The following is a 22,204-nucleotide window of genomic DNA, read 5'->3' on the forward strand; positions in this document are numbered from 1 at the left end:
TACTGCTTCAGCATTGCCCGGCGCATCGGCTGCTGCGAACTTTGCCGTACTGGCCGGGCGTCCGGACCAACGAACCACAGAGCTTGGCCGCTTCTCGCCAGGCCACGCACCAAAGCGGCGCAGCGCCCATGCACGATCATGCACGTAATGTGCGTTAAACCGGTGACGTCTGGCAATTGCGGCATGAAGATTGCGGCACGACTTCGCTCACGACTGCCACCCTCACCCAGGCTTGCCCGATGAAAACCTTCCATTGCAATCACTGCTCGCACCTCGTCTTCTTCGAGAACGTTCGCTGCGAACGTTGCGAGTCCTTGCTCGGCTATGTGCCGGACCTGGCGGAGATCAGCGCATTTGAAGACGCCGGCGACGGACGCTGGCGCAGCCTGCATCCGGGCGCGGACGGTGCGCTGTTTCGCCAGTGCCACAACTATGCGGTCGAAAATGTCTGCAACTGGATGATTCCCGCCGACTCGCCCGACACCTTGTGCCGCGCTTGCCAGTTGACCCTCACGATCCCCAATCTAAGCGCACCGGACAACCGGCTCTACTGGTATCGCCTGGAGATGGCCAAGCGCCGTCTACTTTATACGCTGGCCGAACTCGGCATCGAGGTGAAGTCGCGTCAGGCAGACCCCGAACATGGTCTCGCATTCGAATTCCTCGAAGACGGCGGCGACGGCGCGCGCGTGATGACCGGTCACGACAACGGGCTCATCACGCTGAACATCGCCGAGGCCGACGACGCTCACCGCGAAAAAGTGCGCACCGCGATGGGCGAACCGTATCGCACGCTGCTCGGCCATTTCCGTCATGAGACCGGGCACTATTACTTCGATCAGTTCGTGCAGAACGACCCGCGCTGGCTCAAACCGTACCGCAAGCTGTTCGGCGACGAGCGCGCCGACTATGGCGAGGCGCTGGACGCGTACTATCGCGACGGCGCGCCGCCCGACTGGCAGGCGTCGTACATCAGCGCGTATGCGACGATGCACCCGTGGGAAGATTGGGCGGAGACGTGGGCGCACTATCTGCTGATTGTCGACGTGCTGGACACGTCGACGTCGTACGGCCTCGCGCTCCTGCCCGACGACCCGAGCGAGCCGACCCTCACCGACCGCACGCCAGTCGAGGACGCCAGCTTCGAGAATCTGATGAAGCGCTGGTTTCCGCTCACCTATGCGTTGAACAGCCTGAACCGCAGTCTCGGCATGGCCGACGGCTATCCGTTCACGCTGGCCGCGCCGGTGGTGGACAAGCTGCGCTTCGTGCATCGCGTGATTGCGCACGCGGGCGACAAAGCCGCTCAATAGGCGACATACGGCCCGGTGCCGCCCGGCGTCGCCTGCTGTTCAACGGCCGCGTATACATTGCGGCCATAGAAGAACGGCAGCCCCCAGTCGAAAATCGTCGACGTCACGAAAGCGGGTCCCGCCAGCAAAGGCAACGCCGAATCGCCGGCATACGTCTGCGCGATCGACGCGGCATTGCCCACGCTGAAGCTCACCGCGCTCGTCGTGCCGTTTGCGCCCTCGATCAGCGCACTCAACTGCTGGGTCGACGCCGGGCAGTAGTACGCGCTATTCGGACTCGGGCAAGCCGCCATCGCGCCGGTCTGGAAGAAGAGCCCGGTCGAGCCGCTGTCCAGAATGCTGTGCGAATACGTGGTGCCGTTTTGCACCGTCGTGAACGTGCCGTTCGACGGACTCACGCCGATCACCTGCGCACTGCCGAGCGCATTGTTGGCCTGCGTGCCGATGCCGAACACCAGTTGCCCGGACACCGACGCCGCACCGCCGGAGACCGTCGGCAGGCTCAGCATCGAACCGTTGTTGTCGGTCGCAAAGTACGGCACCGGATTGGCGACCTGAAATTCTTCGGCAAGCGGAATCGACGTACAGGGCAGGCCCTGGCAAGCGTAGTACGTGCCGGCCAGCGCCTGCGTCACGCAGTTCGCGCCGCAGTCGTGCCTGAACACGCCGATGCCGAGAATCCCGTTGGCCTGCAAGGTGCCCGGCGTGTTGCGCGAGGCGCCGAGGCTCGCGCAGTCGGCGGGCAACGTCGGGTAGTTCGGGTCGATCACCTGGATCGGCAGCGAAGCGGCTTTTTCGCCGGCAATCTGCAGGTCGGCGAGCCGCACCGAGCCCCACGTGTAGCCGTCGAAGAACTGCATGCATTCGGCGACCAGATTGCCCGACGCGTCCTTCTGCTGCGGCAGGTTCATCGACGCGGGCAGTTGCGAGGCGAACACCCGTACGCCCCACGAGCCGGTGTCGACCAGCACGTGATCGATGGTCTGACATTCGCTCGTACCCGGCGCGCACAGCGTGATGCTGACGAACGGCATGTTGGGCACGTTGCTCACGCCGGAGTCGACCGTCACGCGCACCGCGTTCGCGGCGAGCACTTGCGGCGCGGGCGAGGTATTGGTCACGGTGGGACCGGCTGCACCGCCGGTCGAGCTGCTGGAATTGGCCGTCGTGCTCGGGCCGCCGGAGCCGCCGCCTCCGCCGCCGCACGCGGTGACGAGCAACGCGAGCAGCGCCGCGCACAACAGGGTCATCCACGGAGACATGTGACGCATGATCCGCTCCGTTATTGAATGACGCCGACGTCGACGCCCGCGGGCACCGCCCGCGGCAGATACGCATGACCCGAGAACGCGCGCAGATGGCCGCCGGAGTAAATCACCAGGTCGCTGTTCGACACCGCGAGCGGCGTGCCGCGCCGGGTCGCGGTGGCGGCGACGTACGCGTCGAACGAGCCGCCCAGCATCGACTTCAGATCGGGCAGCGTCGGGCCCTCCCACGCGATGCCGAACACGATGCCGTTGCGCCCGACGTACTCGCGCACCTGCGTGCCCGACGGCATCGTCAGGAGATGAACGGAATAGCCGCTCTGCGTGGTGGCCGCGTGAGCGATCGCGCGCAGCTGTGTCTGATCGCTGTCGACAGTGCTGACGTTCTGCCCGAGCGTGGCGTGCGCGGCAAACGACAGCGCGCAGCTCGCCCCAAGCACTGCGCGGGCAATGCGGGTGTGCAGCATTGGTTTCACGAGATTTCCTTCGAGGTGAAACGCTCGTGACCCGGCACTCGCCGCTCACGAACGTGAAACAAGGGACGCACTTCCGACCGGTGGTGCCACTGTCGCCTTCGCACCTGTCGGGCTGCGTGAATGCGTCTACGGAGCGACGGGACGAAACTTGAGCAATGACGGCGCGCGGCGGCAATCGTTTGCGTGGCGATTTACACCTTTAGCGCTCGGGATACCGTTCGGCGCCCCTTGATCGTTAAACACACGACCGCCGTGAGACGGCGCTCCTACGGTCATTTTTACATTGCGTCCTGTTTAACGCGAACATGGGCAACCAAGAATCGGCGTCCATTAGAGAAATGTTCACGCATGCCGCATCGAACAGTTCGATGTAAATGCCCGCTGAAAAAGCCGGCCTTGAATGCCGCTTTCCTCTGACGAGAAACGGCGTGCGAGGCATATTCCCGTGAAGAAAAGCGGCTGCAAAAAAACCGCGAATGGCGCGGCGGCCATTCACGGTCTCTGTTCAATCGACGGGATGCATCGCGCTCGAATCAGATGATTCGACGCGACAGCGCCCGCTATTTTTTCTGCTGCTGCAGGAGCGACTTCAGTTCCTGCACATTCTCTTCTACGCGTTTTGCGATGACCGCATACGACTCGGCTTGCGTCTGATACGCGGCTTGCGCGAGTTGCTGCATATCGGCGAGCGACTTGTGCAGACTCTGCTGGATCAGCTCGGCGGTTTTCGTGGAAGGCGCTGCGCCGCCCGCCGACAGCTGACCCGTCAGCGACTGCAACTCGGTCAGGGTCGTGCGCAACATGTCGGCCTGCTTCTGCGCGAGCGATTGCATTCCCTGGAAGGCCGTCTGATTCGCCTGAACCAGAGCCTCCATGTCTTTGCGTCGCGCTTCCATGATGGCGGGGACGTCGAAGCCGGGGAGCTTGAACTGCTCCAGCATTTTGGTGAAATCGCCAAATGGATTGGCGGCGTCAGGTCGGTCCATTCGAAATCCTCCTTAATGGTTTGAGTACTCGCCAGCAGTGCAAGCGCGGCATGTTGCACCGACGCGCGCACCGACAGGCACGTGTGCCGCGCGACCCACGATCCGCTGAAGCTTGCCGGATCTGGGGTCGGACGGCGCATCGGGATCAATCATGCGCCATCCGGCCACATTGCGCCAGCCGACACTCACCCTGGCTCACGGCCAGTTCTTCTCCGCTTTGTCGATTTCGACCGGCCTGCATCGCGGCGCATGCAAGGCTAGGTAAGTTACATGACGGCTTCAGTAACCCTACGAAACGGCATGTCGACTATCGTTGCTTCTACACCGGCGCACTGTGGCGCCGGCTCTGACTCAATGGGAGCGACATCATGAAAAAAGCCATTTTCAGCACGGCGGTGGCCGTCGTTCTGACCGTGTCCGCGGCAGCGGCGCTCGCCCAGGAAGCGCCCCCGCCCTCACCCTCATCCGCCCAGATGCACGGCGAAGCGCAGCGCGGCGACGGTCCACCTTCGCATGGCGCGATGGTTCCGATGATGGGTCCGAGGGGCCCCGGCTTTGCGGTGATCAACGATCTGGAACAGTTGCGCCGTCTGTATGCGCTGAGCGGCCATCCGGGTGAGATCGTCGCGGTGTATCACGAGGTGCTCGGCAAAACGCAGGACCCAATGCTGCGGTATTACATCTACGATTCGCTGGCTCGCGAGCAGTTGAAGCCCGCGAATCCCGAGCAGGAGATTGCGACGTTGCGCACCAGTTTGGCGGAGGATCTCGCCGCGGCGAGCAAGGCACCGCACGGTGCGCCGGGGATGCCGCTGCAGGCGCAGTAATTCGGCGGTAGCGGGAGCCTTTCATACGCGACGCCGCGACTCGCCGCTCGCCTGGAAGAGCTCCCGCCGGTCCGCCATGCGCTCATCTGGCATGCAACGTTAGCTGCGCCACACTCGCGCGTCAGTGTCGCTTTTCATCTTCCATCAGGTGATTAGGATAGGAGCACTGAAACGCTCGCGCATGGTGAAGAATGCGATACCCGATGAATCTGGTAGTGGCGGCCATCCTCCTTGTGTTGGTCCTGTGTTGCATCATCAAGCTTGCGCTGAACTGATGCCCGATTCTCGCGGTACGTCCCGCGCCATTTCACGATTTCACATTGCGCGCGAATGACGCTGTTCCCGGCACATTAGCGTGCCTCCCGCCTCGGTCCCACGCCGCTGCGACACCGCATCGGCACCGCGCGCGTGCCCGGTTTTTTGCGTGACATCGCTCGAAATAATTGCTGAATGGAGTTCGGCAGGCGACTCGCCCATACTTCGTTCGCTGCCGGTGCGTACGAAACAAGGACGCATGAGATCAAGGGTGTTTCACGTGCGAATACGTCTCGCCGATGATCAACGATCCTACGGTTGCCCGATCATCGGCTGATACGTTCGAAGCTACCGGCACCGCGTGCCGACGACAGGATGAACATGTTGACTTCAGTAAATTTCCTCAAAAAGAACGCCACCCGTCTGGTCTGCGTGGCGATGGTCTGCTGCACCGCGTTGCTGAGCGGTTGCGCCGGCAGCGGCGTCAGAAACATAAGCGAAGCGAGCGCGCAGCCGCAGGTGCGGCCGGACACGATTTACGTGTACACCTTCGACGCTGATCCGGATCAGGTCAAGCTCGACAGCGGCATGCTGCAGAAACTGAAGACGCACCTCAGCGGTTCGTCCGATGCACAGAAGCAGGTCGCCGATGCGGACGCAGTGCGTGAGCAGGTTGCCAGCGAAATCGTGCAACAACTGCAGTCGATGGGTCTGCACGCGGTTCGCTCGGATGCCCCCGCCCCGGCCGACCAGAACGTGCTGCTCGTGCAAGGCAGCTTCGATACGATCGACTCGGGCAGTCGCCTGCGTCGCACGATGATCGGCCTTGGTGCAGGCAAGAGTCAGGTGAGCAGCACGGTGCGGATTCTGTACAAACCAGCGGGCGGCGCGCCGCGCCTGGTACAGCGCTTCGATGCCGATGCGGACAGCGGCAAGGCGCCGGGCGTCGCCGAAACCGCCGGCGTGGGCGCGGTGGCCGGCAGCATCGCGACCACAGCGGCACTGGGTGGCGGTTTGCATGCGGTATCCGAAACCAAACGGGCTGGCGTGTCAGCGGATGCGAAGCGACTCGCCGATGCGGTGGTGAAACAGATCACACAGATTGGTGTGAGCGGCGGGTGGATGTCGACGCAACATACGAAGAGCTGACGACTCGCCATTCAATCCCAGCGGCAGCACTGGGGACAGGCAAAGACGCAGCGCGGCAGCGTGGCGCAAAACGCCACCCTGCCGCGCCTTGTCATTCATGCCTTCGTATAGCGCAGCCATACCGCGTCGTGCTCCGCTTTTTCTACCGACGTCAGCTTCAGATACGCGGGCGCCCGCCACTTGTCCATCGGGACTTCGAATGAAGAAGGGTGCTCGCTGCGGCCATCCACCAGCGGCAGAATCAGCACGCTGACTTCGTCGACCAGACCGGCGTTCACGAACGCCCCGCTCACATGCGAACCGCCTTCGACAATCAGCTTCTTCACGCCGAGTTCGCGCGCCAGGGTCTGCACCACCTGGTCGAGATCGATCCCGCGCTTGCCGCCGAACACGTACGACACGCCGATCGATTGCAGGTAGGCGAGGTAGTCGTCGGCGACCTCTTCGGTCAGTACCTCGATCACATGCGACTTGAGCGCCGTGTTGCTCTTCCATGCGACACGTCCTTGCGGATCGATCGAGATCGCGTATTGCGCCGCGTTGCGTTCGACGAAATGATCCGTGCGAGGCAGCGCGCTCTTCGCGAGACCTTTCGGATAATCGGCGCCGTGCGAGATTTCCTGCATGGTCACGCGCCCGCAGATCCAGCCGTCGGCTTCGAAGCTGGCGGCGGCGGTCTCGTAGAGGTCGCTGGCGAAGTCGAGATGCCAGCCATCCGTGAGACTGCGGCCGTCCAGCGACGACATCATGTGAGCGACGATGTAAGGTTTCATAGGGCGAACCTCCCTGGTGGTCGATGAGTGGAGGGACCAGCAAGGGCTGTTCCGCGCGCCGCGCATGGCGCGAGTCGAAGGTCAAACCCGCATGGCGCAAAAAAGCGCCGTTCACCCGCAGCATTCAACAGCGGGCAAACGGCGCTCATCGGCACCACCGGCTTCAGTTCAAACGCTCACGACGCGACCGCGTAACGCTCGAGCCAATGCGCGTACGGCGCGGGCAGCGTCCACGACGCGCGCTCGATGCCGAGCTTGCGCGCCGCATGATACGGCCAGTGCGGATCGGCCAGGTGCGCGCGGCCGACCATCACCAGGTCGAGCTGTTGGTTCGCAATCGAGCGGTCCGCCAGTTCCGGCGTATCGATTCCCCATGCCGACGAAACCGGAATGCCGCCCTCGCGGCGCACGCGCTCCGCGATCGGCGCGAGAAACGCGGGCGCCCAGGGAACCGCCGCTGTCGGCGTGGAGAAACCCACGCTGACGCTCAGCATGTCGAGCCCTTCACGCTTGAAATTTTTCGCGAGTTCGATCGACTCCGCGAGCGTTTGCTCGTCGCGGCCGTCGTATTCGATCACGCCGAAACGCGCGGTCAACGGCAGATGCTCAGGCCAGACCTTGCGCACGGCGGCCAGCGTTTCCAGCAGGAAGCGGCTGCGGTTTTCCAGGCTGCCGCCGTACGCGTCGTCGCGTTGATTCGAATGCGTCGAGAAGAAGCTCTGGCCGAGATAGCCGTGCGCGAAGTGCAGTTCGAGCCATTCGAAGCCCGCGTCGCGGGCGCGCTTCGCGGCAGCGACGAAGTCTTCGCGGACCCGCGCGATGTCGTCGAGCGTCATCGCTTGCGGCACTTTCGGCAGATGCGCGCCGAACGCAATCGCCGATGGCGCGATGGTCTGCCAGCCGCGGCTGTCGTCGGCGGCGATGTGGTCGTCGCCCTCCCACGGACGGTTCGCGCTGGCTTTGCGGCCCGCGTGACCGATCTGGATGCCCGGCACCGAACCGGCCGCCTTGATCGACGCCACCACCGGCGCGAAAGCCTCCCCCTGCTCGTCGTTCCAGATGCCGGCGCAGCCCGGCGTGATACGGCCTTCCGGCGACACCGCCGTCGCCTCGACGATCACCAGCCCCGCGCCGCCGCGCGCCAGACCGGCGAGGTGCACGCGGTGCCAATCGTTGATCAGGCCGTCTTCGGCGGTGTACTGGCACATCGGCGGGATGGCGATTCGGTTGCGCAAGGACACGTCCTTGAGCTTGTAGGGCTGAAACAATGCGGACATCAAGCTAAACTCCACTAAATAGGCTTGTACGATAGTTCGACAAACATCGAACTACGGAGTATCGCAGAAACCTCTACTATTTGCAGAATGCGCACTTATACCCACCCTGCCGCCGAGGACTTCACCCTCGGGCGGCTGTTTCATGCTCTGAGCGACCCGGTTCGCCTCGAAATCGTCCGGCGGCTGTCCAACGTGGACGAAGCCACCTGTGGCGAACTCGACGGCGGCCGGCCGAAGTCGAGCGTATCCCATCATTTCCGGATCCTCCGTGAGGCGGGGCTGGTACGCACGCGCGTGGCCGGCACCGTGCATCAGAATTCGCTGCGCAGAGCGGAACTGGACGCTCGGTTTCCGGGTTTGATGGAGGCGATTGTTCGGCAGATCATTGCGGAACCGGCGGCAAGGGAACCGGCTTGAGCGCAGCCGCCGCAACCCGCCCTATTCGCGCCAGAGCCTGCGCATCAGCGCAAGCAAAGCCGTCGGCGCCGTGCCTTTTTGACAATAGCCGTCGAAATTGTGACGTGCCCTGCCAGTTTCCTTGATGTGATCCTCGTCGAGTGACGTGAACGCAACGATGCCGAGACTTTGCGTCGGCAGATAGCTGCGCAAGGCGCTCGCCGTTTCGTAGCCGTCACGCTCGGGCATCATGATGTCGAGCACGACGACGTCCGGCACCCAGTCCCGCACGCAACGCAGCGCATCCGCGCAACTGAGGGCGGCACGGGCTTCCACGCCTTCGTAGGAGAGATAGGTGGCGAGCGCTTCGGCCGCGCCGGCATTGTCATCGACGACGAGGACGCGCGGCACTTCGTGCAATACCCGGATTTCGCGGGCGCTCCACCTTTGGCAACTAGACGGGGTTCGAGACATGTAGGGCAACGTGCGAAAAAAACATCAAACCCCAGCAAACCGTGTACCAAGACGGCGGGCGGCATCGGGCGGTGATGTTCCTAACGCGCCTGGGCCGGGCACTCGAACCGCGCCGTCGCCTGAGTTCGCCCTTCGGCCGATCTTACGAGCACACGTCTCCCAACTTTACGATTCACCAACCTCCTTCACGTTGTCTTCCAAAATCCAAACGTCTTGGCCAAATCAGGCGAATCATCGTCACTACTGCTGCAAAAGCGGATCATTTGCCCAAGGCAGGGCGTGCTGCCGGACGCAAAAGGCAGCATCTAACCGGTAATTAAAAAACGGCGACTGGTAGAACCGGCAATAGCCTGAGGGACGGGTGGGCTTTCAACACAGGAAGCCATATTGACGAAATGTGACGCTGCGATTTTTCTCGCTGAGTTGCAATTGTTTTATTCGCTCGATTTATTGAACATGTAGCTCGCGCAAACGTTGTCCATGTCTACATTCTTCTCGTCATACTTAAGCGCCCGATGGAGAAAGGTAACAGTTACCAAATGATATTTGACAACATTACACTGGACTTTCTTAGATTTGAGATTGGAGGGCACGCATGGTTCTATATCACCGTGGCGCGGCGATTCAGGCGTCGAGTGTCAGATACGGCCACACGTTCGTCGCCCGCGCCTGCATTCTGAAAGAAGACGGCGAATCCACGTCCCTAGAGGATCTCGGGCAGTTCGCAAGTCCCGCGTGCGCCTATGAATTTGCGGTACGCTGTGCAAGTGCTTTTGTGGACGGCATGCCGATGCCTCGTTGCCCATTCGGCAAATCGTCGCACGTGGACGAAACAGTTAATAACTAAAGCGCAGGCAAAGGGGGACGCCATGTACAAACCTGTATTAAGCCGCTTTCAATATAAGCGCCGGCACGGCAAGCAACGCACCTATGACATCACGGTCAATCTCGTGCAAAAGGATTCCGGCGTTTGTTCATATGCCGCATGGGTGCACTATCAAGCTGAATTCAAGGGTTCGGGATTGATGTTGCCACTCGTTGCCAATACCCCTGATGCCGCCGTGCGCGAAGCACAGATGCGCATTCAGGAAGACATCGACAATCTGATCGGTATCGTCGAGTAGGGAATAAATCTGGCCCGCGCAATGCAGAATGAACTGTGCAGGCGCGGCCTCTGTGTCCTATAGCGGCAATCCGAGCGATAAGGTGAGCGGCACGGTCTTCGCCGTCACGCCCGCAGAATTGCAATACGCGGACGATTACGAAGTCGCCGCCTATCGGCGCGACTGCGTCGTGCTCACATCGGGCATGGCGGCGTGAGTGTATGTCGATGCACCGTCGCCACGCCGCGGCGAATAGAGGCGTTTCGAGTATCGCCCTTCGGCCGCGCGCCGCGTGTTTTATTCAAGGCAACTCGGCAATATCCAGCCCCATCAGCGCCGAGCTCAACGACTTGCCATGCGCATCGAGCGCGAGCGAACGCGTGACACCGCCGCCAAGCGCCTCGCCCAGTACGAAATTGAATGCCGCGAGATGCGGCAATTCATAGCGCACGACCTCGCCACGCACGACGTCGCGCAAATGCGATTTCACGCGATCCGCTGATAACTGGCGCCGCAGATGTTCATAGTGGCTCGCGTCGTAACAAATGACCGACACGTTCAACGTATTGCCCTTGTCACCCGTTCTGGAATGGGCAAGTTCTCGCAGTTTCATTTCATGCCTCCACAAACTCGAATGCCGGAGCGACGTCGACGCGCGGCAGCAATACGGACTGAACCGCGAGGACTTCTCGCGTCAACCGGGTGACGCCTCCGCCGCCTGCGGGTCCATTCGTATACAGTGTTTCCACTTCGTTGCCAATCCGCAGCGCCTCCTCCGCCGACGCGGTGCGCCCAGTCACGCGCGCGCGCACTTCGTTCGGCTCTGTGCCGCCCGCTGTGCCCGCAGTCTCGCCATGCAACGCGTTCACACCGATCAGATCGAATCGCAGCTCACTCGTCTGGACGCAGGTCAGTTGCAGCCGCTCACGCACGATATCGAGCGCGAGCCGGCCGCGCTCGACAGCGCCCGGACCGCCATACGAAATCTGTCCTTCCCCGATGTATCCGTCGGTATACGCCACTGAAACCTTGAGCGTATCGGTGCGCGGCGTGCCGCGTCCGCCAGTCACGCGGACACGATCCGGCGCTTCCTCACTTACGCGAACGCCGGTGAAATCCGCCACGACATCAGGCTGCAGATAGCGCGCCGGGTCGTGAATCTCATAGATCAGTTGCTCCTTGCAGGTCGCCTCGGTCACGCGACCGCCCGCCTGCGCGACTTTCGTGACGATGACGGAACCATCCTCGCTCACCTCGCCAATCGGAAATCCGAGGCGGGCAAGATTCGGCACATCCTTGAAGCCCGGGTCGGCGAAATAGCCGCCTGTCACCTGCCCCGCGCATTCGAGCAAATGCCCGACGACGGTCGCTTGTCCCAGCGTGTTCCAGTCGTCCATCTTCCAGCCGAATTCGTGGATCAGCGGCGCGGTGAAAAGCGACGGGTCCGCCACGCGCCCCGTCAGCACGATGTCCGCGCCGGCCGCGAGCGCGGCGACAAGCGGCGCGGCGCCGAGATACGCGTTCGCCGAAACGATACGATCGTTGAGCGACGCGACGCTTTGCCCCGACTCCTCGAAATTGAAATGACCTCGCTGCACGACGTCGAGCACATCATCGCCGGTGACCGCGGCGATCTTCAGCCCGCCAAGTCCGAGTTCGCGCGCGATCTGCGCGGTTTTGCGCGCGGCCGCTCGCGGATTCGCCGCGCCCATGTTGGAAATGATGCGCACGCCGTTGCGCGCGGCGATCGGCAACACCGCCCTCATGCGCGCCTCCAGCAGCGGATCGTAGCCGAGTTCAGGGTCTTTGCGGCGGCTCTGCTGGGCAAGCGCGATCGTCCGCTCGGCAAGGCATTCGAACACGAGGTAGTCGAGCTTGCCGGATTCGGCCAGTTCGACCGCGGGTTCGATCCGGTCGCCTGAATAACCCGCGCCTGCGCCGATGCGCACGCGGCGTGGGTGTTGAGTTGTCGTCATACGGATACCGCCTGTCGAAAAGGACTCAAAGGGGAAACACGCCGAGCACGACGCACGCGATCGTCATGACGATCGACGCGCCGAACAGCAATGGAAAGCTGAATTTCTGGTGATCGGCGAGATCGATACCGCACAGCCCGACGACGAGAAACGTCGCAGGCGTGAGCGGACTCACCGGAAAACCCGTGGTCATCTGGCCGAGCAACGCGGCCTGGCCGACGTGCACCGCCGGCACGCCGAGCTGTCCCGCGACTTCGGCCACCACCGGTAGTACGCCGAAGTAAAAAGAGTCGGGATCGAACAACATACTGAGCGGCATCGACACGAGGCCCAACGCGACCGGGATATGGCTCGCCATCGCCTGCGGGACGAAGCCGACAGCCGCCTGCGCCATTGCCTTGAGCATGCCGCTGCCCTGCATGATGCCGGTGAATACGCCCGCCGCGAGAAGAATGCCGGCCATCATGAGCGCGGCGCGCGCATGTGCGTCGATACGCTTGCGCTGCATCTCCACGTTCGGATAGTTCACCATCAACGCGATGCACAGGCCCACCATGAACATGATCGCGGGCGGGACCTTTTCTCCGAGCACGACCATCGTGCCGAGCACCAGCAGCGTCAGGACAATGTTGAACCAGAAATTCTTTGGCCGCCGCAGCGCCTGTTCTTCCGGTGTAAGTTCGCGCCTCGGCATCGGCACCGCGCCGTCCGCGCGGCGATACCCGAGACGCTTTTCTTCGCGCCGGCCGAGCCAGAATGCCATGCCGAACACAAAGACGAGTCCGACGATCTGCACGGGAATCAGCGGATTGAACAGCGCCGAGATCGGCAGATGCAGCGACGCCGACGCGCCGATCATCGGCCCGGTCCACGGCAGAAAGTTGATGCCCGCCGCCATCGAAACCGCGGCGGCAAGCACGCGCCGATCCATCTTCAGGCGATCGTAGAGCGGCAGCATCGCGGGAATCGTCACGAGAAAGCACACGGCGCCGGAGCCGTCCAGATGAATCAGCAGCGCGAGCAGCGTCGTGCCCATCACGATGCGCGTCGGTTTCGTGCCTACCGCGCGCAGTATCCGGTCGATGATCGGGTCCAGCGTGCCCGCGTCGGTAATGGTGCCGAAATACAGAATCGCGAACACGAACATGCCGACCACCGGCGCGAGATTCTTCAATCCGTCGATCACGAATTTGCTCGTCTGAAAGCCGAACCCGCCGATCAGCGAAGCGGCAATAGGCACGATGATGAGCGCGACGAGCGGCGACATGCGTTTGGAAAGGATCGCCCCCAACAGGACGACGATAGTTGCCAGCCCCAGCAATGGAAGCATGAGCTTGTCTCCAGATTTGTCTTTTAGTGGGCCCAGCGTAATTTCACGCCTACAATAAAGCAATTGAAATGATTTGATTGCAACGATCACAAAACGTAATGGATCTGACCTTCCGTGATGTTCGCGCTTTCATCGCCGTGGCGCACGCGGCCAGCTTCACGCGCGCCGCCACGCGCCTGAATGTCTCGCAGCCCGCGCTGACCGTGCAGATTCGGCGTCTGGAGCAGACGGTTGGCGTGCGGCTGCTGGACCGCAACAGCAGGAACGTCACGCTGACACCGGCGGGCCGCGAACTCTTGCCGGTGCTGCAAAAGTCGCTTCAGGACATGGAGCATGTATTGAGCGACGCCCGCGCGCTCGGTGAAGGGACGAGCGGTACGGTGAGACTCGCGTGTCTGCCGACCTTTGCCGCAAGCGTGCTGCCCGAACTGATCCAGGATCTGAAGCAGGAGGTGCCGCGCGCGCGCTTTTACATTCGCGACGTCGTGGCGGACCGAGTGAATGCATTGGTGCGCAGCGAAGAGGTCGACATCGGATTGACAGGCGGCGATCTCTCCGACACGGCATTCGAAGTGTTGCATGCCGGCGTCGATCGCCTGGTGGTGGTGTGCCCGAAAGAGCATCCGCTGGCGCGCGGGCGGCGCGTGAAGCTCGAAGAGCTTGCCCGCGTGCCGCTCGTGCTGACCGCACAGGGGACGAGCGTCAGAGCGGTTGTCGATGTCGCGTTTGAAAACTGCGGCTACGCGCCTGAGATCGCGTGCGAGCCGACCTACATGATGACTGCGGTAGCGATGGTGCGCGGCGGCTTGGGTGTGACGATCCTGCCTGCCACGGCGCGGGAAGTGCTCGCCGAACCGGGGCTGGTTGCAAGGCCGATCGGCGACCAGGCGTTCGTGCGGCCGATCACGCTGATCAAGAAGCGCGGGCGCACGCTGCCTCCGGTCACAGAAAAGTTCATCGCGGCGATGAAGAAGAAAATCGGCGCGACGCGTCGCCGATCATAGCCGCGTGCTGAGGCGAACAAACCCAGCGCGAGCCGAAACTCGCTGTCCGGCGGCTCGCTCTTCAACCGTTCGCTAGCCGCTCATCTGCGGGTCGATGCCATCGCCAACCCGCTTTGTGCGCGCTGCAGCCACTCCCGGTTGTGCTCGCGTGCGTGGCGCGGCCAGTGTTTGGCATCCTGAACGATTTCCGCGTACAGCTGATCCGCTCGCTGACGATCCGCCGCATCCGGCTGCGCCGCCAGCCAGTCCGCGAACAGACAGCGCGGCGCCACGTCGTTCGCGCAGGTCAATGCCTGCTCAAAGGCGGCACGTGTGCCGGGCGACCCCAGCGCGGCGAGCGTGCGGGCATACAGCAGCGCCGGCTCGCCTTGATTGCGGGCCTGCGGATTGGCCGCGAACAGGCTTGCCAGCGTCGCGTCGGCCGCCGTGTAGTTGCCCATTGCAAACTGCGCGCGACCCAGGCCGAGCAGTAACGCCGGGTCGTTGGCGAACGGCCCGTTTGCGGCGGCCTGATAGTGCTCGAGCGCTTCGCTGGCGTTACCGGCTGCCAGCAGGGCTTCGCCGAGCCGCATACGGTGCTGGACAGTAGGCGCGCGGTCGAATTGCGCGCGCGCCTCGCGCACCGCGCGATTGGGGTCGACAAATTGCGTGATGGCTTGCGTGGCCGCACGCGCGCCGCGCGATTGGCGCAGGCTCGGCAGGTAGATGGCGAACAGATAGACCACGCTGCCCAGCATTGGGAAAGCGAACAGAATGAAAAGCCAGTACAGACCCTGCCGGCTGCGCACCGCATGCACCGCAAAGCAGATCGCAACGATGACGTGAAGACCGATTCCAAAGAAATATGGCATGTGTATTTAACCTTCGTTGAACCTTCGAGCCGATGAGAGCACCTGCCGGACATGGCCGCGCTGATCCTTTATCGATGAGTTTATTACAGCGGGGCGTTCGCACGACGCTCAGCTCCGCCAATACCTTCAGGCATTCGGCCAATACATTGATCGACATTAACCAGATTGTTTTCCAGAATAGCGGTGGCTCGACCATAACCGACGATAACAGATCAGCCTATGCGGCTCAGAACGATAAAGAACGTCATCAAGCTTTCATGCGCCTGCTCCCGCTTCTAGTCAGGCTTCGAGCGAAACTCGCCAATCAGGGCATAGGCAAACGCAGTGGGCATTCATGCACGCCGGGTATCGCATCGCTGTTCGGTATCGGTGGATTGTCGCTCCTGCTTTCAATTGGCGGCTGCGGCCAATCTATCCCGGAAAACTCAAAGGCGCCGTCGATCCATGCCATCCGAGCGCCGTGGCCGCGAGCGAACTGACCACGTTGCATACCTCGCGCGCACTGTCCCAGTCAGGACGGGACCCGTGCAATCGCGACGCGATGAACACGTTGGCGGCGCGACTCGAACGTGCCGGCTACCGTCGCGAAGCGGCGAACGCGCTGATCCAGTTCGTGGACCAGTGCGGCCGGATGGACGGTTTTCTGAATGCGGCAGTGAACGACCTGATGGCAGTCAGCGACGATAGCGCCGCTGTGAAAATCGCGGACCGTCTCGTTGAGACCGACAACATCAATCCGCAGTACGACTTCATGCGCTGCCAGGCGAGCGGCCGCGCCAAGGGGGATCATGTCGCACTGACGGTCGACAATCGCGACGGTTAGCCTTTGGGCACAGGCATCGACGGTTTGCTCGGACAGTCGTTCCTGTCGCGATTGCAGACCGAATTCACGCCGACCCGATGGTCCATCCGGCCGAGCGGATTAAAAGGCCCTTACGGTAAAACGCAGGTGAAAAGGGAGCGCTTCTCCCAAGGGGAGTTCTTCGTCCTGTTCGGGCAGCACGGCAATCTGTCCGCTGGCGCGCGCGAGCCTTCCTCGACTTTTCTCGTGGATCGCTTCAGGCGAAGTGCGCATACGCTGCCGCCGGTTTCCGCATAAAACGGGCTCGCCAGGTCCACGCGACGCGGCACGCACCGCGACAGCGCGCTCGCTCCGCGCACTCGCTGGCATTTCCGGTTTGCCAGTGGAACCTTCACCGTCTAAACTGGGTTGGCTGGTGCGGCGCAACACACACCGTGGCGAGTTCATGTCACGCATGTGACACGCCACGTCGAGGCTCGCGCGCCGCGTAGTTGCGCTGCCCGTTTTATCGCTGATCCTGGTGAAAACCGCGCTTTTGGACAAGGCGCGCCCTGTCTCGCCCAGTTCCGCGCCAGCCGCGTCATATCGCGCACATGGATGCGACAGGGCCGGGCCGACTATCTGAGGGAATTCGGAGCGACGATGACCCAGCCACAACCGCAATCCGCCCCGCCTGACTTTGGCGCTTTTCCCATTTCTTATGGCGTGCCGCTCGTGCAGGCCGCCGTCGAGTACTCCATCGATGCCTGGCAACGCGGCGTCCTGTTCGCCGACGTGCTGCGCGAGCGCGGCAACCAGTATCAGGCGCACCTGCTCGACGATACGCCCAACGTGCTCGACTTCGCCGCCGAGTTGATCGTCGACGGAAGAACGTTGCCGCGGCCCGTCAACTATGGCCTCGTGCGCATCGTCGCCCCTGACGACCTCAAGCCCGCGCGCGACGCCGCCAGCGCGCGCGACCCAGGGCGCCTGCGCCCGTTCGTCGTATTCGACCCGCGTGCGGGGCACGGCCCGGGCATCGGCGGATTCAAGCGCGAGAGCGAGATCGGCGCCGCCTTGCGCGCCGGACACACGTGCTACTTCGTCGGCTTTCTGCCCGACCCGGTGCCGGGCCAGACCGTCGAAGACGTCATGCGCGCCGAAGCGACGTTCCTCGAAAAAGTCATCGAGTTGCACCCGGACAGCCCCGGCAAGCCCGCCGTGATCGGCAATTGCCAGGCCGGCTGGCAGGTGCTGATGACAGCCGCGATGCGGCCGGAGCTGTTCGGCCCGATCATCGTCGCCGGCGCGCCGGTGTCGTATTGGGCCGGCTGGCGCGGCAAGAATCCGATGCGCTATTCCGGCGGGCTGCTCGGCGGTTCATGGCTCACCGCGCTGACCGGCGACCTCGGCGCCGGCCGCTTTGATGGTGCATGGCTCGTGCAGAATTTCGAGAACATGAATCCGGCCAACACGCTGTGGCACAAGCAGTACAACCTCTACGCGAACGTCGACAGCGAAGCGCAGCGCTATCTCGGCTTCGAGAAGTACTGGGGCGGCCATGTATTCCTGAACGCGGCGGAAATGCAGTACATCGTCGATAACCTGTTCGTCGGCAACCGGCTCGTTCAGGGCGAAATCGTCACGTCGGACGGGATTCGCCTCGATCTGCGCAACATCCGTTCGCCGATCGTCGTGTTCTGCTCCTACGGCGACAACATCACGCCACCGCCGCAAGCGCTCGGCTGGATCACCGACCTGTATCGCGACGACGCCGATGTCTTCGCCCACGACCAGACGATCGTGTATGCCACGCACGACAGCATCGGGCACCTCGGCATTTTTGTGTCGAGCAGCACGGGACGCAAGGAGCATCACGAGTTCGTCAGCAATATCGATCTGATCGATCTGCTTCCGTCGGGTGTGTATGAAGCGCAGATGGGCAGGAAAGCCGCCACCACGCTCCACGCGGAACTCGTCGAAGGCGAGCATGTGCTGGCCGTCACGCGGCGCAGCGTCGACGACGTGCGCGCGATCGTGCAACCCGACCCGGCGAGCGACCGCCGCTTCGCGACGGCCGCTTATGTGTCCAACCTCAATCTCGACCTGTACCGCAGCTTCGTGCAGCCATGGCTGCACGCCTGCACGACGCCGTGGTCCGCCGATCTGGCCAGCCGGTTCCACCCGCTGCGCGTACCCTACGAGTCCTGGTCCGACCGCAATCCGCTCGCGTCGAGCGTCGCTCATCTCGCCGACAGCGTGAAGCAGGAGCGCAAAAGCGTCGCCGCCGACAATCCGTTCTGGCAGATGCAGACGCTCATGTCGAATGCGATCGAAGCCTCGCTCGATTACTACCGCGACATGCGCGACGCGGCGGTCGAGCAGACGTTCGAGACGATCTACGGCGCGCCCTGGCTGCAGGCGCTGGCGGGCCTTCCCGCCGCGGGCAGCACCGAAGAAGCCACCGTGTCGCAGCCGGACGCGGCGCAGGAACCCGACGCGGCAATCGTGGCCGAGCATCAGCGCCTGCGCGCGGCGATGACGACGGGCGGTCTGATCGAAGCGAGCGTGCGCGCGTTGCTGTTCGTGCGCCGCACGCATGGCGAAGCCGACGAGCGCCGCTTCAATCTCGCGCGGGCGCTGCTCGGCACGCTCTCCGATCGCGGGATTCTGGCGTTCAAAACGGTGGTGCGCGAGCAGGCCGCGTTGCTGCGCTTCGACAGCGACGCCGCTATCGAAGCGCTGCCCGGCATGCTGAAGGGCGTGCCGTCGGCCGAAGTACGCTCCGCCGCGCATCACCTCGAGCAGCTCTCCGCGACACTCGTCCTCGATGAGCACGAACGCGCCGACCTCGATCATGTGCTGGCCATTTTCAAAGCCGCGGAGAAAGCGAAAACGACGCAGCGTAGCGAGGTTAGTCAGAAGGTCGAATAACATGCGCGTCACTGTCAGTTCGCCTAGCGCCGCATCGTCGCCGGGTGCCATCACGTTGAGACATCGAGGGTCCGTCACATGGAACACAAGCGCGAGAAATACGAACGGCTCGTCTCATTTGCCGCAACGCTGCCGCCAACGCCGACGGCGGTCGCGCATCCCGTCGATCACGATTCGCTGTCGGCGCTCATCGAAGCGGCGCGGCTCGGGCTGATCGCACCGATTCTCGTCGGACCACGCGCGAAGATCATGGCCGCGGCGCAGGCAGGTGATCTCGATCTTGGCGATCTGCCGATCGTCGATGCGCCGCACAGCCACGCCGCCGCGGCCGCCGCCGTGCAACTCGTGCACGAAGGCCTGGCACAGGCGCTGATGAAGGGCTCGCTGCACACCGACGAACTGATGGCGGAAGTGGTCGCGCGCGGCACCGGGCTGCGCACCGAACGCCGCGTGAGCCATTGCTTCGTGATGGACGTGCCAGGCCGCGAGGACGCGCTCATCATCACCGACGCGGCCGTCAACATCTCGCCGACGCTCGACGAGAAGCGCGACATCGTGCAGAACGCGATCGACCTGGCCTACGCGCTGCGCTTTCCTGAGGCTCGCGTCGCGATTCTCTCGGCGATGGAAACCGTCAACTCGAAAGTGCCGTCGACCCTCGACGCGGCCGCGCTGTGCAAGATGGCCGACCGGCAGCAGATCACGGGCGGCATCCTCGACGGCCCACTCGCGCTCGACAACGCGATCAGCGTCGAGGCCGCGACAATCAAGGGCATCGCGTCGCCTGTCGCGGGGCGCGCGAACATCCTCGTGGTGCCGGATCTCGAAGCGGGCAACCTGCTCGCCAAGAGTCTGTCGTTTCTCGCGGGCGCGGACGCCGCCGGCATCGTGCTCGGCGCGAAAGTGCCGATCATTCTGACGAGCCGCGCCGATTCGGTGATGACGCGGCTCGCGTCCTGCGCGGTGGCTTCGCTCGTCGCGCTCGCGCGGCGCGAGGCGCTAGCCGCCGCCGTCGTCGTCTGAGGCGGCGGCATGGACGTCATTCTTGTCATCAACTCCGGCTCGTCGAGCATCAAATTCCAGGCGTTCTCGGTGAACGGCGCCACGCTCGATCCGATCGCGGGCGGCAAGCTCGAAGAGCTTTACACCGCGCCGCGCCTGCTGGTGAAGCGGCACGACGGCGAAGTGATCGACGATCGGCGCTGGCCGGCGGGCGAACTCCTCGGTCACGACGACGCGATCGCGTTCCTGTTCGACTGGCTGCGCGCGCACGCCGGCGCCTCGACATTGGCGGCCGTCGGCCATCGCGTCGTGCATGGCGGGGACCGTTATGCCGAGCCCGTACGGGTCGACACTGAAGTGCTGGCCGCGCTCGAAGCGCTCGTGCCGCTTGCGCCGCTTCATCAACCGCACAATCTCGCGGCGATCCGTTCGATCACGGCGCGCAATCCTCTCGTACCGCAGATCGCCTGCTTCGACACTGCGTTCCACCACACGCAGCCGGCCGTCGCGACCCGCTATGCGCTACCGCCTGACATCACGAGCCGCGGCGTGCGGCGCTATGGTTTCCATGGTTTGTCGTACGAGTATGTGGCGAGCGTGCTGCCGCAATTCAGCGAGCGGGCGGCGCGCGGCAAGACGGTCGTGCTGCATCTCGGCAACGGCGCGAGCATGACGGCGCTGGATCAAGGCAGGAGCGTCGCGAGCACGATGGGCTTCACCGCCGTCGAAGGACTCGTGATGGGCACCCGCTCGGGCAGCCTCGACCCCGGCGTCGTGCTGTGGATGATCGAACAAGCGCAGATGGATGCGCACGCGATCGGCTCGGTGCTGTACAAGCGCTCGGGGCTGCTCGGCGTCTCCGGCATTTCGAGCGACATGCGCACGCTGCTCGCGAGCGACGCGCCCGCCGCGGCCGAAGCAGTCGATCTGTTCTGCTACCGGATTTCGCGCGAACTCGGCTCGCTCGCGGCCGCGCTCGGCGGACTCGATGCGATCGTGTTCACCGCGGGCATCGGCGAATATGCGGCGCCGGTTCGCGAACGCGTGTGCCGCGCAGCCGCGTGGCTCGGCGTGTCGCTCGACGCGGGCGCGAACGCGCGGCACGGGCCGCGTATCAGCGATGCACACAGCGCCGTCGACGTTTGGGTCATTCCGACCAACGAGGAACTGATGATTGCCCGGCACACGCTCGAACGATTGGAGGCATAAGTATGGACAAGCCATCCGCGCAGCTATTCGCGCAACACAAGGTGCTGATCGTCGGCATCGCCAACGATCACTCGATCGCCTATGGCTGCGCGCGTGCGTTCCGCGAGCTGGGCGCAGACCTCGCGATCACCTATCTGAACGACAAGGCGAAGACTTACGTCGAACCGCTCGCGGAAGAACTCGGCGCGTCGCTCCTGCTGCCGCTCGACGTCTCGAAGCCTGGCGAACTCGACAGCGTGTTCGACACGATCCGCGAACGCTGGGGACGGCTCGACGTCGCCGTGCATTCGATCGCGTTTGCACCGAAGGAGGATCTGCAGGGCGGTCTGCTCAACAGCTCCGCCGAGGGCTTCGCGAAGGCGATGGATGTCTCGTGTCACTCGTTCATCCGGATGGCGCGGCTCGCGGCGCCGCTGATGAACGAAGGCGGATCGCTGTTCGCGATGAGCTACCTGGGCGCGGCGCGCGTCGTGCCCAACTACGATCTGATGGGCCCGGTCAAGGCGGCGCTCGAAGCGTCGTGCCGTTATCTCGCGCACGAGCTCGGGCCGAAGCACATTCGAGTGCATCCGATCTCGCCGGGGCCGTTGAAGACACGCGCGGCGTCGGGGCTGAAGGACTTCGATCTGCTGCTCAACGAGGCGGCAGAGCGGGCGCCGATCGGCGAGCTCGTGGATATCATGGATGTCGGGTATACCTGCGCGTTTCTCGCGACGCCTTATGCGCGGAGGATGACGGGGAATACGATTTTTGTCGATGGGGGCGTTAGCATCATGAATGGGTAGCGGGCGCCGCGTTCTGTTGGGTCACCTGGTCAAGCTAA

Annotated in this window: 23 protein-coding genes; 13 read left to right on the plus strand and 10 right to left on the minus strand. The window is 63.4% G+C overall.

All coding sequences use genetic code 11. The annotated features are described in order from the left end of the window. The first annotated feature begins 239 nt into the window (after positions 1 to 239). On the plus strand, positions 240 to 1,313 hold the full coding sequence (locus B0G69_RS29775; RefSeq protein ID WP_121323483.1) for a putative zinc-binding metallopeptidase: 1,074 nt from the start codon (positions 240 to 242) through the stop codon (positions 1,311 to 1,313). Here B0G69_RS29775 and B0G69_RS29780 read toward each other — a convergent pair. The 3 genes from B0G69_RS29780 to B0G69_RS29790 form a co-directional block, all read right to left on the minus strand. After that, on the minus strand, positions 1,307 to 2,584 hold the full coding sequence (locus tag B0G69_RS29780) for a DUF3443 domain-containing protein (RefSeq protein ID WP_121323484.1): 1,278 nt from the start codon (positions 2,582 to 2,584) through the stop codon (positions 1,307 to 1,309). The two genes, B0G69_RS29775 and B0G69_RS29780, sit on opposite strands and share 7 nt — an antisense overlap. An 11-nt stretch (positions 2,585 to 2,595) precedes the next feature. Continuing rightward, positions 2,596 to 3,045 (minus strand): DUF2844 domain-containing protein, encoded by a 450-nt coding sequence (locus B0G69_RS29785; protein ID WP_121323485.1) that lies wholly within the window; start codon positions 3,043 to 3,045, stop codon positions 2,596 to 2,598. 569 nt (positions 3,046 to 3,614) lie between these two features. After that, positions 3,615 to 4,040, minus strand: a complete 426-nt coding sequence (locus B0G69_RS29790; protein WP_121323486.1) for a phasin family protein — start codon at positions 4,038 to 4,040, stop codon at positions 3,615 to 3,617. Positions 4,041 to 4,408: 368 nt separating this feature from the next. On the opposite strand from B0G69_RS29790, the gene B0G69_RS29795 reads away from it, so the two are divergent. Both B0G69_RS29795 and B0G69_RS29800 read left to right on the plus strand, forming a co-directional pair. Then, positions 4,409 to 4,867, plus strand: a complete 459-nt coding sequence (locus tag B0G69_RS29795) for a hypothetical protein (RefSeq protein ID WP_121323487.1) — start codon at positions 4,409 to 4,411, stop codon at positions 4,865 to 4,867. A gap of 636 nt (positions 4,868 to 5,503) precedes the next feature. Continuing rightward, positions 5,504 to 6,271, plus strand: a complete 768-nt coding sequence (locus B0G69_RS29800) for a DUF4410 domain-containing protein (RefSeq protein WP_121323959.1) — start codon at positions 5,504 to 5,506, stop codon at positions 6,269 to 6,271. 95 nt (positions 6,272 to 6,366) lie between these two features. Here B0G69_RS29800 and B0G69_RS29805 read toward each other — a convergent pair whose 3' ends face one another. Together B0G69_RS29805 and B0G69_RS29810 are read right to left on the minus strand one after the other, a co-directional pair. Continuing rightward, entirely contained in the window at positions 6,367 to 7,044 is a 678-nt protein-coding gene (locus tag B0G69_RS29805) for a dihydrofolate reductase family protein (RefSeq protein WP_121323488.1), read from the minus strand. A 176-nt stretch (positions 7,045 to 7,220) separates the two neighbouring features. Beyond that, positions 7,221 to 8,321, minus strand: coding sequence for an NADH:flavin oxidoreductase/NADH oxidase (locus B0G69_RS29810; RefSeq protein ID WP_121323489.1), 1,101 nt, complete (start codon positions 8,319 to 8,321; stop codon positions 7,221 to 7,223). 87 nt (positions 8,322 to 8,408) lie between these two features. On the opposite strand from B0G69_RS29810, the gene B0G69_RS29815 reads away from it, so the two are divergent. Next, positions 8,409 to 8,738, plus strand: a complete 330-nt coding sequence (locus B0G69_RS29815) for a helix-turn-helix domain-containing protein (RefSeq protein WP_121323490.1) — start codon at positions 8,409 to 8,411, stop codon at positions 8,736 to 8,738. 21 nt (positions 8,739 to 8,759) lie between these two features. Here B0G69_RS29815 and B0G69_RS29820 read toward each other — a convergent pair whose 3' ends face one another. After that, positions 8,760 to 9,191 (minus strand): response regulator, encoded by a 432-nt coding sequence (locus B0G69_RS29820; RefSeq protein ID WP_199731375.1) that lies wholly within the window; start codon positions 9,189 to 9,191, stop codon positions 8,760 to 8,762. Positions 9,192 to 10,060: 869 nt separating this feature from the next. Between B0G69_RS29820 and B0G69_RS29830 the strand changes: the two genes are divergently transcribed. Continuing rightward, on the plus strand, positions 10,061 to 10,315 hold the full coding sequence (locus B0G69_RS29830; RefSeq protein WP_121323492.1) for a hypothetical protein: 255 nt from the start codon (positions 10,061 to 10,063) through the stop codon (positions 10,313 to 10,315). A gap of 28 nt (positions 10,316 to 10,343) precedes the next feature. Continuing rightward, on the plus strand, positions 10,344 to 10,511 hold the full coding sequence (locus B0G69_RS41140; RefSeq protein ID WP_158608996.1) for a hypothetical protein: 168 nt from the start codon (positions 10,344 to 10,346) through the stop codon (positions 10,509 to 10,511). 84 nt (positions 10,512 to 10,595) lie between these two features. On the opposite strand, the gene B0G69_RS29835 is transcribed toward B0G69_RS41140, so the two are convergent. Genes B0G69_RS29835 through B0G69_RS29845 form a run of 3 tightly spaced genes read right to left on the minus strand, consistent with a single transcriptional unit; the run spans position 10,596 to position 13,600 of the window. Continuing rightward, positions 10,596 to 10,907 (minus strand): hypothetical protein, encoded by a 312-nt coding sequence (locus B0G69_RS29835; protein ID WP_121323493.1) that lies wholly within the window; start codon positions 10,905 to 10,907, stop codon positions 10,596 to 10,598. 1 nt (position 10,908) lies between these two features. Continuing rightward, complete coding sequence (locus B0G69_RS29840) at positions 10,909 to 12,270, minus strand: acyclic terpene utilization AtuA family protein (protein WP_121323494.1); 1,362 nt, start codon at positions 12,268 to 12,270, stop codon at positions 10,909 to 10,911. A gap of 25 nt (positions 12,271 to 12,295) precedes the next feature. Next, the gene (locus tag B0G69_RS29845; RefSeq protein WP_121323495.1) at positions 12,296 to 13,600 is read right to left on the minus strand and encodes a citrate:proton symporter; all 1,305 of its coding nucleotides are present in this window, start codon (positions 13,598 to 13,600) and stop codon (positions 12,296 to 12,298) included. Positions 13,601 to 13,698: 98 nt separating this feature from the next. On the opposite strand from B0G69_RS29845, the gene B0G69_RS29850 reads away from it, so the two are divergent. Then, positions 13,699 to 14,604 (plus strand): LysR family transcriptional regulator, encoded by a 906-nt coding sequence (locus tag B0G69_RS29850; RefSeq protein ID WP_121323496.1) that lies wholly within the window; start codon positions 13,699 to 13,701, stop codon positions 14,602 to 14,604. An 80-nt stretch (positions 14,605 to 14,684) separates the two neighbouring features. Here the strand turns inward: B0G69_RS29850 and B0G69_RS29855 are convergent, their stop codons facing one another. Continuing rightward, the gene (locus B0G69_RS29855; protein WP_121323497.1) at positions 14,685 to 15,455 is read right to left on the minus strand and encodes a tetratricopeptide repeat protein; all 771 of its coding nucleotides are present in this window, start codon (positions 15,453 to 15,455) and stop codon (positions 14,685 to 14,687) included. A gap of 32 nt (positions 15,456 to 15,487) precedes the next feature. On the opposite strand from B0G69_RS29855, the gene B0G69_RS40770 reads away from it, so the two are divergent. The 6 genes from B0G69_RS40770 (at position 15,488) to fabI (ending at position 22,166) form a co-directional block, all read left to right on the plus strand. Further along, the gene (locus B0G69_RS40770) at positions 15,488 to 15,934 is read left to right on the plus strand and encodes a hypothetical protein (RefSeq protein ID WP_147440788.1); all 447 of its coding nucleotides are present in this window, start codon (positions 15,488 to 15,490) and stop codon (positions 15,932 to 15,934) included. 62 nt (positions 15,935 to 15,996) lie between these two features. Beyond that, positions 15,997 to 16,278 carry a hypothetical protein gene (locus tag B0G69_RS40775; protein ID WP_147440789.1) on the plus strand — a complete coding sequence of 94 codons (282 nt, stop codon included), beginning with the start codon at positions 15,997 to 15,999 and terminating at the stop codon, positions 16,276 to 16,278. Between the two features lie 621 nt (positions 16,279 to 16,899). Continuing rightward, positions 16,900 to 19,170, plus strand: coding sequence for a DUF3141 domain-containing protein (locus B0G69_RS29865; protein ID WP_121323961.1), 2,271 nt, complete (start codon positions 16,900 to 16,902; stop codon positions 19,168 to 19,170). A gap of 78 nt (positions 19,171 to 19,248) precedes the next feature. Continuing rightward, positions 19,249 to 20,193 carry a phosphate acetyltransferase gene (locus B0G69_RS29870; protein WP_121323499.1) on the plus strand — a complete coding sequence of 315 codons (945 nt, stop codon included), beginning with the start codon at positions 19,249 to 19,251 and terminating at the stop codon, positions 20,191 to 20,193. A 9-nt stretch (positions 20,194 to 20,202) separates the two neighbouring features. Further along, the gene (locus B0G69_RS29875; RefSeq protein ID WP_121323500.1) at positions 20,203 to 21,381 is read left to right on the plus strand and encodes an acetate/propionate family kinase; all 1,179 of its coding nucleotides are present in this window, start codon (positions 20,203 to 20,205) and stop codon (positions 21,379 to 21,381) included. 2 nt (positions 21,382 to 21,383) lie between these two features. Continuing rightward, positions 21,384 to 22,166, plus strand: coding sequence for an enoyl-ACP reductase FabI (gene fabI / locus B0G69_RS29880; RefSeq protein WP_121323501.1), 783 nt, complete (start codon positions 21,384 to 21,386; stop codon positions 22,164 to 22,166). Positions 22,167 to 22,204: the final 38 nt, after the last annotated feature.

Source organism: Paraburkholderia sp. RAU2J, assembly GCF_003634845.1.
Taxonomy (GTDB): Bacteria; Pseudomonadota; Gammaproteobacteria; order Burkholderiales; family Burkholderiaceae; genus Paraburkholderia; species Paraburkholderia fynbosensis.